Source organism: Roseibium sp. TrichSKD4, assembly GCF_000148725.1.
Taxonomy (GTDB): Bacteria; Pseudomonadota; Alphaproteobacteria; order Rhizobiales; family Stappiaceae; genus Roseibium.
The window spans coordinates 260,093-275,598 of record NZ_GL476310.1 but is presented as its reverse complement, the minus strand read 5'-3'; the positions used below and the strand labels follow the sequence as shown (position 1 = coordinate 275,598).

Here is a 15,506-nt window from a genome sequence, read left to right as displayed (position 1 = left end):
CCACCTCCCCTTCCTAAGATTCGAAAGATCGTCTTTATGAGCGATACCACTTCAGAACAGGTGCTCACGACGCAGGACGGCAAGCCACTCAAACAGGCTCTTGCCTCGGCGCTGCGCAGGGAAAAAATGCGCGCCCTTCTGTTGATCGCACCGCTTCTCATTTTCATTCTGCTGACCTTCGTTGCACCGATTGTCGACATGCTGTTTCGGTCGGTTGAGAACAGCATTGTTGCTGATACTCTGCCGAACACGGTCGTTGCCATGCAGGAATGGGATGCCGCGAGTGGCAACCTGCCCGATGAGGCGGTTTTTGCAGCCCTTTATGATGATCTTGGCGTCGCAGTTAAGGAAAAAACACACACCCGTCTTGGATCTCGCCTGAATTATGAAAAGACCGGCATGTCCAGCCTTTTCAGAAAGACCGGACGCAGGGTCAAGCGGATGGATGAAGGCGGCCCTTTCAAAGAACAGTTCATCAAAGCGGACAAGAAATGGGGGCAGGTTGAAACCTGGGCCACTCTAAAAACCTTCTCTCCGCGCTACACCTCGGCATATTTCCTGTCTGCGGCTGATGCTCAATTGACACCAGAAGGTGTGAAGATGAAGCCGGAAGAACAGCAGGTTTACCTGTTCCTCTTCGGGCGCACGCTCTTTCTATCCATCACGATCACAGTTTGCTGCCTTCTGCTTGGATACCCAATCGCATTTTTGTTGGCAGCCCTTCCGCTTCGGACGTCCAATCTCTTGATGATCCTTGTGCTCCTGCCGTTCTGGACAAGCTTGCTCGTCAGGACCTCCGCATGGAAAGTGCTGTTGCAGCAGCAGGGCGTGATCAATGACTTCCTTGTCTGGACAGGCATCGTCAGCGAGGCGGGTCGCTTGGTCATGATCAACAACCAGACCGGCACGATCATTGCTATGACGCATATCTTGCTGCCATTCATGATCCTACCGCTCTATTCGGTGATGAAAACAATCTCGCCAACCTATGTGCGCGCTGCAAAGAGCCTAGGCGCGAATGATTGTTCAGCCTTCTGGCGGGTCTATTTCCCGCAAAGTGTCCCCGGGATTGGCGCAGGTGCAGTTCTCGTCTTCATTCTGGCGATCGGCTACTACATCACGCCTGAGCTTGTCGGCGGAACTTCCGGCATCTTCATCTCCAACCGGATCGCCTACCATATTTCCAGTTCGCTGAACTGGGGCTTGGCGGCTGCACTTGGAACCCTGCTGCTGGTCGCTGTGATGGTTCTGTTCATGGTTTATGACCGGATCGTCGGCATTGATAACGTGAAGCTGGGGTAACAATAATGAGCGCACTTCCACCTTATGCATCCCCGCTTCAACGGATTTGGCACTACTCGTTCCGGACCATCTGCGGGCTGATCTTCTTCTTCCTGATCTTTCCGATCCTTGTGATCCTGCCATTGAGCTTCAATGCTCAGGACTTTTTCACGTTCACGCCGGAAATGCTGGCGCTGGACCCGGCAGGTTACTCGTTCAAGCACTATGATGACTTCTTCAACAATCCGGACTGGCAGCAGGCCCTGACAAACTCGGTGCTGATTGCACCAACGGCAACCATATTGGCAACCGCGTTTGGCACGCTCGCCGCTATCGGATTGTCCCAACCGCATGTGCCCTATCGCTCTGCCATCATGGCCATGCTCATCTCTCCGATGATCGTGCCGCTGATCATCTCGGCTGCGGGCATGTACTTTTTCTACTCGCGCATCGGACTTCAGGGGACGTATTGGGGCGTGGTGCTGGCACATGCTGCGCTTGGCACACCGTTTGTCATCATCACCGTGACGGCGACACTGGTCGGCTTTGATCAAAGCCTTGTACGGGCGGCAGCCAGCATGGGAGCAAACCCTGTCACGACTTTCTTCAAAGTGCAGATGCCTTTGATTGTCCCGGGTGTTGTGTCCGGCGCACTGTTTGCCTTCATCACATCGTTTGACGAGGTCGTGGTGGTTCTGTTCCTGGGTTCTGCGGGACAAAAGACACTGCCTTGGCAGATGTTTACCGGGCTTCGAGAACAGATATCGCCAACCATTCTGGCGGTGGCATCCTTGATGGTGGCAATCTCAATTGTATTGCTCACCGTACTTGAGTTGCTCCGACGCCGTTCGGAACGTTTGCGGGGTCTGACACCGGGTTAAGCCCCAAACCGTTGTTTTCCTGACCGGGAGCCGGTGGCGGAACGCCAGTCACCGGAGGTCGCCGTACCAAGCGCCCTGACAACACAACATTGCTGATTTGGCCTGGCGGGCCGGCTTCATTTGCGAAGCCGGCCCGTTTTGCGTTTCAGGCCCCAAAAAAGGAGAAAGACATGAGCTCTGACATGATCCGCGTTTATGAAATGAACAATGGCGAGAAGGCCTATTCACCCTTCTCCGCTGACGAAATGGACGGACGCCAGAACAGGCTCCGCCACCTAATGGCAACAAAAGGTATAGATGCCTGCCTGTTCACGTCCTATCACAACGTCTGCTACTTCTCCGGCTTCGTTTATTGCTCATTCGGGCGAAAATACGGGTTTCTCGTCACGCAAACAGAAGCTACAACAATTGCTGCGGGGATTGATGGCGGGCAGCCTTTGCGGCGCACTCATGGCGATTGCCTGATCTATACCGACTGGCGGAAAGACAATTACTTCCATGCCATTCAGTCGCTCCTCAACATGCCGAACCCTGCCATTAAGCGGGTTGGCATTGAGTTCGACCATGTTTCACTCGATTTGAAAGCCCAGCTGGAAGCCGCTCTTCCCGGCGTTGAGCTTATCGATGTATCCACTGATGTCATGGCCCAGCGCACGATTAAGAGTGCGGAAGAGCATGTCCTGATCCGCGAAGGCGCGCGTATTTGTGATGTGGGTGGCGCAGCCTTGGTGGATGCGGTTAAAGCAGGCGTCCCGGAACACGAAGTGGCCATCGCCTCCACAAATGCCATGATCAGGGAAATTGCGCGCTCATTTCCAGCCGTTGAGCTGATGGACACCTGGACATGGTTCCAATCCGGCATCAACACGGATGGTGCGCACAACCCTGTCACCAACAAAATCATTGAATCGGGCGACATTCTTTCGCTGAACTGCTTTCCTATGATTTTCGGCTATTACACCGCCCTGGAACGCACGCTCTTTTGTGAGCACGCCTCGGATGACCATTTACGCCTTTGGGAGGTCAACTGCGATGTTCACCGTGCTGGCCTTGATCTAATCAAACCAGGAGCCCGGTGCTGCGACATTGCAACGGAACTCAATGACATCTACCGCCAACACGACCTCTTGCAATATCGCAGCTTCGGTTATGGGCACTCGTTCGGCGTTCTCAGCCATTATTATGGCCGTGAAGCATCTGTTGAGCTGCGCGAGGATATTGAAACGGTTCTGGAGCCTGGAATGGTCGTCTCCATGGAGCCGATGATCATGGTTCCGGAAGGCAAACCCGGCGCAGGTGGCTATCGGGAGCACGACATTCTGATCGTGACAGAAGATGGAGCAGAGAACATTACCGGCTTCCCGTTTGGCCCCGAGCACAACATCATCGCGAAAAAATGAGCCAAATCTTCAAGAAACCAGCACCAAAGTCCTAGTCGCCAATCGAGACAAGGGTGCTAATGTGCCCCTGCGTAATTTGTGGAGGAGGATTACATGAAAACTTGGAAAAAACCGTCAATGAAAGCCGTTGAAGCTGGATTTGAAGTGACACGCTACATGCCTGCAGAAATCGGCACGTGCAAAAAATAATCTGAACGCCAAGGACCCAAATGAAAATTAGGGTACTGGGCGCTGCGGCTGGGGGTGGTTTTCCGCAATGGAATTGTAACGCTCCCCTCAGTCGATCAGTGCGACATCTACAGCCCGGTTTTTTACCCCGAACGCAGTCAAGCATAGCTGCCAGTTCAGACAGTGAAAACTGGGCTGTTTTTAATGCTTCCCCCGATATTCGGCAGCAGATCGGTGCGACGCCCGATTTACAGCCAAGACAAGACGGTCCTTTGAGATCGACGCCGATCAGGTCCGTGGTTTTGACGAATGCCGATGTCGACCACATCGCCGGGCTTTTGACCCTTCGCGAAAAAGAACCTTTCACACTCTACGCCACGCGCCGCGTACTCGACACGCTGGCGGCCAATAGCATCTTCAACGTGCTGGACCCCGCGTTTGTGGACAGGCGCGAACTGCCGCTGGAAGGTCTCACCGAATTGGAAGGTCCGGACGGGCCAATTGGCCTGAGTATCGAGAGCTTTCTCGTCCCGGGCAAAGTCGCGCTGTTTTTGGAAAATGAGGGCGAGACCGGATTCGGTACGAAGGAAGGCGACACGGTTGGCCTCGCCATCCGAACGTCACCAACCACGCCTCAAAAAAAGACCTTGTTTTATGTTCCCGGATGCGCGCTGGTGGAAAACGATCTCACTCAGCGCCTATCGGGGGGCGGATGCCTGATGTTTGATGGCACCGTGTTTGAAGACGATGAAATGGCGCAAACCGGTGTCGGGACCAAAACAGGTGCTCGCATGGGTCATATCTCGATGAGCGGCGAAAATGGCAGCCTTGAAGCCTTTCGTGAGACACCGTTGAAACGACGGATCTACATTCACATCAACAATACGAACCCGGTTCTTGACCCAGCTTCGGAGCAGGCGGGCACTGTCCGTAAGGCCGGTTGGGAAATCGCATATGATGGTATGGAGTTGGAATTGTGACAGACCTTGCTGAACACGCACCTGCCGAGCCGACAAGTACCGCCATCGGAAGTGGCATCTCTCCTGATCGGGCCGACATCATTCGGAAAGAAGGGCGTCTCCTTACTCATGAAGAGCTGACCGAAGCTCTTCGAACCGCAGGTTTTGACCGGTATCACATCCATCATCCTTTCCATAAGATGATGAATGCGGGTGAGCTGACAAAAACCCAGCTGCGTGCTTGGGCGCTCAACCGGTTTTGCTATCAAGATGCCATTCCGAAAAAAGACGCGATCATATTGGCCAAGTCCAATGATCCTGAGTTTCGCAGGAAATGGATTGAGCGCATCGTTGACCATGATGGCAATGATGAAAAAGGACTCGATGGGGGCATCGAGCGCTGGCTGAAACTGGTCGATGATCTGGAGCTGGATCTCGATATGGTCCGCTCGCGTAAATACGCGCTCCCAGCAACGCGCTATGCAGTCGGTGCCTATCTGGACCTTGTCTCTAGTTCTTCATTGCTTGTGGCCGTTGCGTCCTCACTGACGGAACTTTTTTCGCCCATCGCGATTGGAGAGCGTGTACCAGCCATGTTGGCTCGGTACGATTACATCAAAGAGGAAACTTTGTCCTATTTCACACCACGTTTGAAACAGGCTCCCAGAGATGCTGATCACGCGCTCGACCTCGTTTTGAATTGGGCGGACACGCCGGATAAACAGGCTGATGCTGTTGAGGCGCTCTTGGCAAAGTGCAATTTGCTGTGGGCCCAACTGGATGCGCTTTATTTCGCCTATGTCTCGCCGGGCCTTGTTCCCCCGGGTGCTTTTGTTCAGCCGGACGAGGTCTGATCATATGGATTTTGGAACTCGCCAACGGATCACACTTCAAGAGGATAGCGCACCCTATTTACCTAGCCATGTCCGGCTGATGTTCGATAAAACGCGCCAGCAATGGGCCGTTCTCGCGCCTGAAAAGGTGATGTGGCCGGATGACATCAGCGTGGAAATCCTGCGAAAATGCGACGGGACCGCAACCACACGTCAAATCGCATCAGACTTGGCGGAAGAGTATCAAGCGCCCGAAGCTGAAGTTTATGCCGATGTTCTGGAGTTTCTGCAGGAGTGGAGCGACCGTTTGCTTGTGCGAAGTGTCATGGCGGCTGACTGATGGAACCGGACATTTTTCCCCCTCTCGGCATCCTTGCAGAACTCACACATCGCTGCCCCTTGCAGTGTGGTTATTGCTCCAATCCGCTGGAATTGCTCAAGGCCAACAGGGAACTTGAGACACAAACGTGGCTGGACGCATTTGAACAAGCCGCCGATATGGGTGTGCTTCAAGTTCACTTGTCGGGCGGAGAGCCTACGCTTCGCAAGGACTTGGAAGAGATCATCGGCTGCTTGTCGTCTCAAGGCGTTTACACGAACCTGATTACAGCAGCCGTTTCGTTGTCAGATGCCCGGCTTGCAACCTTCAAGGAGGCTGGCCTCGACCACATCCAGATCAGTTTTCAAGGTGCCAGACCCGAGACTACCGAGAAAATTGGTCATTATCGGAATGCTCATCAAAAGAAGGTCGAGGTTGCAAAAGCTGCGCGCAAGCTCGGACTTCCAGTCACCATCAATGCGCCCATTCATCGCCTGAACATTTCTGAAGTTCCAGAGTTCGTGCAACTGGCCCTCGATCTTGATGCCGAGCGTCTGGAAATCGCCAATGTTCAATATTACGGCTGGGCAGAACTGAACAAGGCTGCCTTGTTGCCTCATCGGACAGATGTGGACCGACAGGTTGAGTATGTCACCGCCATTCGAGAGCAGCTGACCGGCATCTTGAACATCGACTTTGTGCCTCCCGATTATTATGCGGACTATCCCAAACCCTGCATGGGCGGATGGGCGAAAGACGCCTTTGTCATAACGCCCGGTGGCATGATGCTGCCTTGCCATGCAGCACAATCCATCAAGTCGCTCACCTTCACATCCATCAAGGACATGCCACTCCGCGAGATTTGGGAAACTTCCAAGGCCTTTAATGCCTACCGCGGGACCGATTGGATGAATGACCGGTGCCGCTCATGCGAGCGCAGGGACATTGATTTTGGCGGCTGCCGATGTCAGGCTATGGCCTTGACCGGCGATGCAACCGAGACAGATCCAGCCTGCATAAAGTCGCCATTTCATGAGAAAATGGCAGAACTTACCTTCACCGATCATGTGCAAAGACGCGTGATCGGGACAGCTGACATCTGATTAAGAGCGATGCAATGCCGAAGGGGACGTCCCCTTCAGCAAAATGAATGTAATCCGCTATTGGATAATGATTTCAACGCGCTGGCCTTCGCCAGTGGAACCCGGCTGACGCAGATAGTAGCGACCCGGCTTGATAGCGAGAAACTCGATTTCCATCGTACCGGCGTCGTCAAACTCCACGCTTTCCAGTCCGAAAGGCCGGATTTCGAGATCATTGACGACGACCTCATTCACCCAGATGGCGCGGAAAAAGCCTGATCCCTCAAGCGCCATTTCCGCAGACCCATCAGACTCAATCTCGATCTCGTACATGGTACCGGATTTCAGCATCAAGGGCCCATCGGCAATCGGTTGGCCTGATGACAGCGTGAGCTCTGGCAGCTCTTCCTTGTTGGATTTATCCAAAATGCCCGCGAAACCGAATTCATGAGCAGAGGCCGGTGCGGACAACAGTGCCGCAGCAAGGCCGATAATGATCTGTTTTTTCAACGTTTCCTCCCTTGCAGGTTTTCGTCATTTTTCCTGCATCAAGGATTAAATCACAAAAATCTGCCTTAAGAGCACCTGTTCTTTGGTCCTGTATTGCGCACAATGGGAGCCACCGCCGAAAGTTGAAAACACTTCCGTCAAAAAGAACTTGAAAGCCGGAAAAACGCCCAATCGGGCACAAAAAAACCGGCGCGAAGGCCGGTCTTTTTGAGGTCTCTAGCATGTCTGCCGAGAGGGAATTGGTGCGCACCTTCGGAGAAAGTTCGAACCGATTTGAAGAGGTTTTTGATGAACTTTCACGTTGGGAAGAGGTGTTAAAGGGCACCAGTTTGGGGCAAAAACCACCATCACCTTGATGAGATTTATTGCGTCTGACTTGTCAGATTTTTCGTGAGCGGTTCTCCTTGGGATTATTTAGCAATTGTAGTCCACGATAAAGGTGAAGTTTCAATCGATCCGGATATCGATTTATCTGGTTTAGTTCAACTGGCAGACGAGACCGCATCCTCAGAAATTCTTATCAATTTCGGAGAACGAGGATTGATTGCGGGGAGGTTATCTCAAAAAAGATACTGGAGTGAAACTCAAGCCCGCTTGTTAGCACAAAGAATTATTTGGTCGCATGTTGATATTCTAAAGGGATGATAGGGAACGTGAAATCAATTTCAATCAAGCCTCGTCCTGATCAAATATTAGAGCTTTCTCGTGGCGCTTCGTTGCCGCTCCCTGAAATTAACAATCTACATTTAGAAGTAATAGTTGAGACGCTTTTGCAAGCATTTGAAAATATTCAAGTTAATAATCAGAAAGTTATAGAAGAGGGCACAGAATCTGAAGTTACCAGTCTATTAGTGTCCCATCTGAATACCTTAGCAGATTCTGAACCGCTTTGGGGGCAGTTGGTTAGGTGTACAATTAGGGGGGCGGAAAGCCTCAGCTTTGATGGCTCGCATTTGGAAAAACGGCCAGATTTGTCAATTTTTTTAACTGAGCGCAACAGAAATTTTCCCTTAATCGCAGAAGCAAAACTAATTGATATACCGAGAGGAAAAACGGAAAAACTATATTGTGAAAAAGGCTTGATGAGATTTTTGAACGGGGAGTACGCGTGGGGAACTACAGAAGCAATGATGGTGGCTTACGTACGTGACGGTTCAACGTTACAGTCTCAATTGACCCCCTTCTTAGAGCAAAAATCTCCATGCAACGCCAAAAAGTATTTAGTAAAAGACATGCCCAACAGCGCATCAAACATGCCAGATTGCGTGGCAATTTCGAAACATGACCGTACTTTCTCTTATGATGTGAAGGCACCGGTAAATGATATACCTGGGCCTATAAGTTTGTGGCATTGATCAGCCCCACCTGAGTGGTCCGTTTTGATTGTTAGTGCATGACTGGGCTTTGGTCCATCCGGACGATGGTTTCTGGTGCCGGTGGTCGGTAGCCCAAGGCGCTGTGTGGGCGTTTGGTATTGTAATGTTTCCTCCATTGTTCAATCAGGATTTGTGCTTCCTTTAAGCTGTAGAAGATTTCACCATTGAGTAGCTCATCTCGGAGGCGGGCGTTGAAGCTCTCGCAGTATCCGTTCTCCCATGGCGAACCTGGTTCGATGTACGCGGTCTTTGCACCCACAGCGTTGATCCAGTCCCTGACTGCCTGAGCAATGAACTCCGGCCCATTGTCTGATCTGATGTAGGCTGGAACACCTCGCAGGATGAAGGTGACCGTCCGGCGAAGGCGCTCTGGCGCGACACCGATGCGGCCTGTTACGCTGCCTGAGCAGCGTAACGCCAGGGCAGAAGTTCGTCGAGGCGTGTGATTTTGTGGTCGGCGACTTGACCGAGGACCCAGGTCAGCCAGGCCTGAGGGTCAACACCGTTGAGCTTGGCCGTTTCGATCAGGGTATAAGCGATAGCCATGGCTTTGCCGCCGCCTTGGGAGCCTGAGAACATCCAATTTTTGCGTCCGATGGCGACGGGTTTAACGGCGCGCTCGGCGGTGTTGTTATCCAATTCCAGATGGCCGAGCTCAAGGTATGGGCGTGCTTTCGGCATTCGGCCCAAGGCATAGCGGATGGCCTGCGCGAGTGGTGACTTTCCCGAGATTTTGGGCAATTGCGTCTGCAACCATTCTTCCAAGGCGTCAAAGATCGGTTTTGCCCTAGCCTGCCGGATGGTAGCGCGGTCTTCGGGGGGCATGCCCCTGATCTCTTTCTCGATAGCGTAAAGCTCAGCAATCCGGCGGATGACTTCTTCGGCAATGGCGCTGCCCTGCGAGGAGAAGACATCCACGAACTTGCGTCGTACATGCGCCATGCAGGCCATCTCATCGGCTTTGTCGTCACCGAACACACCGTTGAACCCGGAATATCCATCCGCATGGACCCAGCCCTTGTATCCCGACAAATGAGCAACGGGATGCTCTCCTTTGCGATCCACCGTGAACTGATACCATGCACAGGGTGGCGATTGGCCAGACCAGGCACGCTCATCCCGCACATAGGTCCAGACCCGCGCCGTTTTGGTCTTCTTGTTGCCGGGGGCCAGCATTTTGATGGGCGTATCGTCGGCAAAAAGCGCAGGTCCTTGCCGCACCATCCGTCCGATGGCATCGGCAAGAGGTTCCAGCAGGGCCGTCGAGCGACCAACCCAGTCGGCCATGGTCGAGCGGTCCAGATCGACGCCTTCACGGGCAAAGATCTGGCTCAGGCGATAGAGGGGTAAATGATCGGCATATTTGCTTACCAGAACATGGGCCAACAATCCCGGTCCGGGCCGCCCACGCTCAATGGGGCGCGATGGCAGCGGCGCTTGCACAATCGCCTCGCACCATGAACAGGCTTTGCGGGGCCGGATGATCCGCTTCACCTTGAAGCGTCCCGGCACGTATTCCAACTCTTCGGTGACATCCTCACCCAGGGTGCGCAAGTTGCCACCACAACGACCGCATTCATCACCGGGAGAGAGCTCCTCGTCTTCCCGATCCAGATGATCCGGCAAGGGCTTGCGGCTGTGTTTGCGCTTCGGCTTTGGATCAACTCCCTCCTGCGACGGGGCGGGCTGTTTTGCCTGGTCTTCAGCGGCCTCAACAATCTCGGCGTCCTCGAGCAGATCGAGATTGAGCTGATCCAGACCCTCAGACTTGGAGCCGAACCGATGCCGATTGGCCCCGTGCAACTGGTGTTGAAGCTGCTCGACCTTGAGGCTCAGAGCCTTGACCTCGTCGGCCAGAAGGCGGTTCACCGCCCTCAATTCGGCGGGGTCCTCCGGGGTGATATCAAGGTCCTTCAGCATCTTCGATCTTATATCAGATCAAGGGCGTAAGTTGAATCCCGAGAGGCGCGCAAACGCCAATATATTGGCCTATCCGACGCTCAGGGGCCGCCATGTTTTTTGCGGCATCCGCCAGTCTATGCCTTCAAGCAACATCGACAATTGCGCGGGCGTCACGCTGACCTTACCGTCCTTCGCAGCAGGCCAAACAAACCGGCCCTTCTCAAGGCGCTTGCTGAACAGGCATGCGCCCTGTCGATCCCACCAGATGATCTTCAGCAGATCACCGCGCCGTCCCCGGAACACAAACAGATGTCCAGAATAGGGTTCAAGCTCCAGAACCTTCTCCGCCTGAGCCGCCAAAGTGTTGAACCCGCGCCGCATGTCCGTCACCCCGGCAGCCAGCCAAACCCGCGCGTTGGACGGCACGGGGATCACGGCATTAGACCTTCAACCAAAGCCAGCACCGTCGGCAGCGCCGTCGTCCCTTCCACCAATACCCGCCGCCCGTCCGACAGCGTGATATCAACCCGCTGAGCCGACAACGGCATATCCGAGGCAAGCGCCGCGATCTGGTGGCCTGGTGCGGCCTGCGGGCCCTCTATCTCCACTGGTAGAAACGCCGCTCCATCAAGGACGCAATCGCTGTCTTCTGGCGCAAACCGCTCATCACGCAGCCAGTTGTGGATCAGGTTCGCATTCATCGCAGAGCGGCGCGCAACCTGCGCAACCGAAACCCCCGGCACTCTGGCCTGCAAACAGATCGACCGCTTCTCGTCATCCGACCAAAACCGCTTCTTGCTGCCCTTCTTCGTACCCAAAATGTGCCTCACAATGTCCATTAACGAAAATGGACATTATCACCCCACTGCGCTCCCCGTCAGAGCGGGAATACCGAACGCTCACGATTTTTCCATGTTTCTTCAACTTGGCTACAGTTTGCACACGCGTGTGAACTTGCCGCGAATTCGTAACGGAAATCATGGAAATCAATATTGAGACAACGCGGGGTCAAAAACGCTCAGCGCTCACAAAACCTATCAGCATCAGATTCACAGAAGAGGAACTCTGTGAACTCAAAAGTGCCGCTGGTGGTCTTTCAGTTAGCGAATATGTGAGACGGCAATTGTTTTCGGTCAATAGAGCCGAGATCGCTGCCACTCAATGTCACAATGATCGCCTATCGCCGTTAAACCGTCAAAAATTGCTGGTGCAGATTTTGACTCAATTGGGTCAGCGGGATGCATTCAGCACTTTGAATGATCTTCTGTCGGCGCTGCAATCAGGTCTGATCGACGCCTCCCCTGAACTGATGGGTTCTTTGAATGCAGTTCAAGCTGAACTCAGCTTATTGCGTTCAGATCTTCTGAAGGCTCTGGGCCTCCGACGTTAAACTCAACCACCCAATGAAACGCCTATGATCTTGAAAGCTTCCCAGCGTGGAGGTGATGCAGCGTTGGCTGCTCACCTCACGAACGCTGATGACAATGACCATATTGAAGTGCATGCCATCAATGGATTTATTTCCAATGATGTCGCTGGCGCTTTCCAGGAAATCAGGGCAGCTGCTCAGGCGACCAATTGTAAGCAATATTTGTTCTCATTGTCCTTATCACCGCCAGAAGAAGCAAATGTCAGCAATGCCGATTTTGAGGTAGCTATTGCACAGGCCATGAAGCGTTTGGGGCTGGCAGACCAGCCTCACGTCGTGATTTTTCATGAAAAGCATGCAAGACGTCATGCTCATTTGGTCGTGTCACGCATTGATGCGGGTTCAATGACAGCGATTAATCTATCCTTCTTCAAGGACCGGCTCTGTGATTTATCACGGGAGTTGTTTTTGCAACATGGTTGGGAGTTGCCTCAAGGCCACGTTGACCGCAAACTTTCCGATCCCCTCAATTATTCCCTGGAAGAATATCAGGTTGCCAAGCGTGCCAAGCGCGACCCCCTGGAACTCAAAGCAGCGCTAAAGGAATGCTGGGCGCAATCCGATAACAAAGCCAGCTTTGAAGCAGCATTGAAGGAGTATGATTTTCAGCTCTGCCGCGGGGACCGCCGGGGCTTCGTCGCCATCGACAAGGACGGCAAGGTTTATTCCCTAAGTCGTTGGCTGAATGTAAAGCCAAAACTCTTGAAACTGCGTCTGGGCGATCCTGAGCTTTTGCTTTCGGTCGAAGAGGCTCTGTCGCGGTTCAACTCTGAAAACGCACCTCGGAATGATGATGTTTCGCCATTCTCGGAATTCAAAGCAGTATCAGCGAAGCCTGATCCTCTTATCATTCATCTTGATCAGAAAATTGCTGATCTGGAATCGGCCAAAAGTGATCTGATCCAATCTCACAGAAAAGCCCGTGTTGATTTACGAGGGCAGCAGCAAAAACAGCGGAAAGAGGAAATCGAAACATTTAAACGGTCTCACTCTCCACTTCGTCGTTTATGGCAATGGGCGGTTGGCAATCGCAAGAAACTGCTGCGAGAACGTCAAGAAGCACTTCAGGTGGTCGAAGATCAATTTACGGCAGAACGCCAATACCAAAGTGAAGAGCAGCGCTTGGAACTGCGGAAGCTCCGCTCACAGATCGCCGAATTAAAAAGACAACGCAATTCGATCCAGCCATTGGTTTATCCACCTGTTGCAAAGGACGAATTCAAGCGCCTCCCTGACCCTGACTTTGCGTTTCATAAGTCCCAGATTGAGCGATCACCTGATTATGTGCTGCGCTTGCTCTGTGAAACCCACGCTGAATTCTCACGCAATGATATCCTTCGCAAATTGTCTGAATATATTTGCGGTCCTGAACAGCTTCGCTGTGCTGTTGACAGCGCCCTGGCTTCGTCAGAATTGATCCTCGTGAACGGAAAAGCAGAAACCGATCCCAGATTCACAACGCGAAGCTTTCAGCAACAAGACAGGCAATTGATGGATACGGCTTCATTCCTTTCATCGAACAAAGCCTATGGGGTGGAACGCAAGCATATGCAGGCGGCAGTCAATAGCCAGAATAAGCAATTGCAAAAAACGGCTGGCGTAAATCTCAGTGATGAACAATGTGCCGCAATTGAGCATGTGCTCAATCGCAGGCAAATCGCTTGTGTTGTTGGTCTGGCGGGTGCGGGTAAATCGACGATGCTCAACGCGGCGCGGGATGCATGGGAACGCCAAGGCTATCGCGTTATCGGTGGGGCTTTGGCGGGCAAGGCTGCAGATAGCTTACAATCATCTTCTGGTATTGCGAGCCGAACCTTGCATTCCTGGGAGCATGGTTGGAAAAATGGCAACAACCACCTTAAAGCCGGAGACATTCTTGTCATTGATGAAGCCGGTATGGTTGGGACCGCGCAATTAGCACGAATTGCCAAACATGTGCGGGCGCACAAAGCCAAACTTGTTCTGGTTGGTGATCCTGAACAACTCCAACCTATCCAGGCGGGGACACCCTTCAAGGACATTGCAGGGAAAACCGGTTTTGTAGAACTCACTGAAATCCGGCGTCAAAAGTCAGTTTGGCAAAAAGCCGCTACGCTTGATCTGGCGCATGGTGAGACTGAGAAGGCCATCAAATCCTATGAAGACCAGGGGAAGGTAGAACATGCCCAATCTGAGCATGATGCCATATCTGCTCTGGTGGAAGATTACATGATTGACTGGGAACTCCATGGCGAAGGTAAATCCCGGATGGCTTTAGCCCATCGCAGGCAGGATGTTTTTGCGATCAACAAAGCCATTCGCTCCGCGCGGCACTCGGCAGGTGAGCTAGAAAATGAGCGTGTGTTTGATACGGATTTTGGCAAACGCGTCTTTGCCAAGGGCGACCGGGTCCTGATCACGCGCAATGATTATGATCTCAATGTCAAAAACGGTATGCTTGGTTGGGTCACTGAAATTGATGGTGACAAATTCACAGTCCAGTTGCACAATGCAGAGAACACCAAATCACCCCGCTCAGTCACCTTTGACACAAAGCGGTTTTCATCTTTCGATCACGGCTATGCAACCACTGTCCATAAATCTCAAGGTGCAACCGTTGATCATGCTTTTGTACTCAAGTCCCGCACGATGGATAAGCATCTCTCCTATGTCGCCATGACAAGGCACAAACAGGATCTGCGAATTTATGATCATTCAAGCGGCCCCAGATCCGGGCACGGGCCAGACAATAAAGCCAGCTCCATTTATGAGCGCGAACTGGAACATTGAACCTTCAAATCGGCATTGATCCCAATATTCTTTAAATATGCGCACTCTTCCGTCACAACCTCTTGCTGTTGTCACTTGCCCTTTGATGCACCCTTTTTGGGGTGAGCCACTTTGGTAGAATGTCATAGCCTCATTTGACAGTAATATTCATTTTTACAACATGGCGGTTCCACTTGTCATTGCTTTGCGGGCTGACCCTCTTGTAACTAAAGCTGTCTTTGCCTTTAAATCCCTTGTTGGACTTGTAATAAACCTCGATGAACACAGCTGTTTTGCCATAACAGTGTCGCAAGTTTCCTGCCGTTTTCCTGTCCAGTTTCCTTCTTGACAATTTGGCGGTGACGACACCGTTTTGGGGTTGTTTGACAATATCGAGCGAGATTGGCTGGATTTTGCAGTCTTGACGAATGCGATGATGCCAATTCACCAAAGTTGTTTTTCCCGATGCAACGGTCTGTTTGAAGGTTCTGGCTTGCGCATCACAAACAGTACTTGTGACGAGCAATACGATTGCCGCGAGGATCTGAACGCCTGTTCTGAAAGGTGAAAGTCTTCGAAACATAATGATCAGCCCCACCTGAGTGGTCCGTTTTGATT

The 15,506-nt window shown here is 52.4% G+C and carries 17 protein-coding genes and 1 pseudogene; 12 read left to right on the top strand and 6 right to left on the bottom strand.

All coding sequences use genetic code 11. The features are described from left to right. Positions 1-36 precede the first annotated feature (36 nt). The 8 genes from TRICHSKD4_RS07050 (at position 37) to pqqE (ending at position 6,944) form a co-directional block, all read left to right on the top strand. Positions 37-1,302: an ABC transporter permease gene (locus tag TRICHSKD4_RS07050; protein ID WP_009466798.1), complete on the top strand. Its 1,266-nt coding sequence runs from the start codon at positions 37-39 to the stop codon at positions 1,300-1,302. A 5-nt stretch (positions 1,303-1,307) separates the two neighbouring features. Further along, complete coding sequence (locus tag TRICHSKD4_RS07045; protein ID WP_009466797.1) at positions 1,308-2,162, top strand: ABC transporter permease; 855 nt, start codon at positions 1,308-1,310, stop codon at positions 2,160-2,162. A gap of 170 nt (positions 2,163-2,332) precedes the next feature. Continuing rightward, the gene (locus TRICHSKD4_RS07040) at positions 2,333-3,562 is read left to right on the top strand and encodes a M24 family metallopeptidase (RefSeq protein WP_009466796.1); all 1,230 of its coding nucleotides are present in this window, start codon (positions 2,333-2,335) and stop codon (positions 3,560-3,562) included. Positions 3,563-3,655: 93 nt separating this feature from the next. Further along, positions 3,656-3,751, top strand: coding sequence for a pyrroloquinoline quinone precursor peptide PqqA (gene pqqA / locus TRICHSKD4_RS07035; RefSeq protein ID WP_040616473.1), 96 nt, complete (start codon positions 3,656-3,658; stop codon positions 3,749-3,751). Between the two features lie 20 nt (positions 3,752-3,771). Beyond that, positions 3,772-4,710, top strand: a complete 939-nt coding sequence (gene pqqB / locus TRICHSKD4_RS07030; protein ID WP_009466795.1) for a pyrroloquinoline quinone biosynthesis protein PqqB — start codon at positions 3,772-3,774, stop codon at positions 4,708-4,710. Next, positions 4,707-5,543, top strand: a complete 837-nt coding sequence (gene pqqC, locus TRICHSKD4_RS07025) for a pyrroloquinoline-quinone synthase PqqC (protein ID WP_009466794.1) — start codon at positions 4,707-4,709, stop codon at positions 5,541-5,543. The genes pqqB and pqqC overlap by 4 nt, the downstream gene beginning before the upstream one ends. Positions 5,544-5,547: 4 nt before the next feature. Continuing rightward, positions 5,548-5,862, top strand: a complete 315-nt coding sequence (pqqD, locus tag TRICHSKD4_RS07020; protein WP_040616471.1) for a pyrroloquinoline quinone biosynthesis peptide chaperone PqqD — start codon at positions 5,548-5,550, stop codon at positions 5,860-5,862. After that, positions 5,862-6,944, top strand: a complete 1,083-nt coding sequence (pqqE, locus tag TRICHSKD4_RS07015; protein WP_009466792.1) for a pyrroloquinoline quinone biosynthesis protein PqqE — start codon at positions 5,862-5,864, stop codon at positions 6,942-6,944. Before pqqD ends, pqqE begins: the two co-directional genes overlap by 1 nt. 57 nt (positions 6,945-7,001) lie before the next feature. Here pqqE and TRICHSKD4_RS07010 read toward each other — a convergent pair whose 3' ends face one another. Beyond that, complete coding sequence (locus tag TRICHSKD4_RS07010) at positions 7,002-7,433, bottom strand: hypothetical protein (protein WP_009466791.1); 432 nt, start codon at positions 7,431-7,433, stop codon at positions 7,002-7,004. Between the two features lie 390 nt (positions 7,434-7,823). Here TRICHSKD4_RS07010 and TRICHSKD4_RS29135 point away from each other — a divergent pair, with 390 nt between their 5' ends. Continuing rightward, entirely contained in the window at positions 7,824-8,078 is a 255-nt protein-coding gene (locus TRICHSKD4_RS29135; RefSeq protein WP_009466788.1) for a hypothetical protein, read from the top strand. An 8-nt stretch (positions 8,079-8,086) separates the two neighbouring features. Then, entirely contained in the window at positions 8,087-8,788 is a 702-nt protein-coding gene (locus TRICHSKD4_RS07005) for a hypothetical protein (protein ID WP_208993022.1), read from the top strand. A gap of 31 nt (positions 8,789-8,819) precedes the next feature. Here TRICHSKD4_RS07005 and TRICHSKD4_RS29130 read toward each other — a convergent pair. The 4 genes and pseudogenes from TRICHSKD4_RS29130 to TRICHSKD4_RS06990 all read right to left on the bottom strand — a co-directional run. Beyond that, positions 8,820-9,155: pseudogene (locus tag TRICHSKD4_RS29130) on the bottom strand (integrase core domain-containing protein); the annotation flags it as partial. A 47-nt stretch (positions 9,156-9,202) separates the two neighbouring features. After that, positions 9,203-10,729, bottom strand: coding sequence for an IS66 family transposase (locus tag TRICHSKD4_RS07000; protein WP_009465942.1), 1,527 nt, complete (start codon positions 10,727-10,729; stop codon positions 9,203-9,205). A 69-nt stretch (positions 10,730-10,798) separates the two neighbouring features. Continuing rightward, complete coding sequence (gene tnpB / locus TRICHSKD4_RS06995; RefSeq protein WP_009465501.1) at positions 10,799-11,146, bottom strand: IS66 family insertion sequence element accessory protein TnpB; 348 nt, start codon at positions 11,144-11,146, stop codon at positions 10,799-10,801. Continuing rightward, positions 11,143-11,529, bottom strand: coding sequence for a transposase (locus tag TRICHSKD4_RS06990; RefSeq protein WP_009465943.1), 387 nt, complete (start codon positions 11,527-11,529; stop codon positions 11,143-11,145). The genes tnpB and TRICHSKD4_RS06990 overlap by 4 nt, the downstream gene beginning before the upstream one ends. Positions 11,530-11,690: 161 nt before the next feature. Between TRICHSKD4_RS06990 and TRICHSKD4_RS06985 the strand changes: the two genes are divergently transcribed. Continuing rightward, entirely contained in the window at positions 11,691-12,101 is a 411-nt protein-coding gene (locus TRICHSKD4_RS06985; RefSeq protein WP_040616469.1) for a hypothetical protein, read from the top strand. Between the two features lie 24 nt (positions 12,102-12,125). Next, positions 12,126-14,909: an AAA family ATPase gene (locus TRICHSKD4_RS28005; RefSeq protein WP_009466785.1), complete on the top strand. Its 2,784-nt coding sequence runs from the start codon at positions 12,126-12,128 to the stop codon at positions 14,907-14,909. 130 nt (positions 14,910-15,039) lie between these two features. On the opposite strand, the gene TRICHSKD4_RS06975 is transcribed toward TRICHSKD4_RS28005, so the two are convergent. Further along, a complete protein-coding gene (locus TRICHSKD4_RS06975) occupies positions 15,040-15,339 on the bottom strand; it encodes a hypothetical protein (RefSeq protein ID WP_208993021.1) in 300 nt (99 codons plus the stop codon). Between the last annotated feature and the right edge of the window lie 167 nt (positions 15,340-15,506).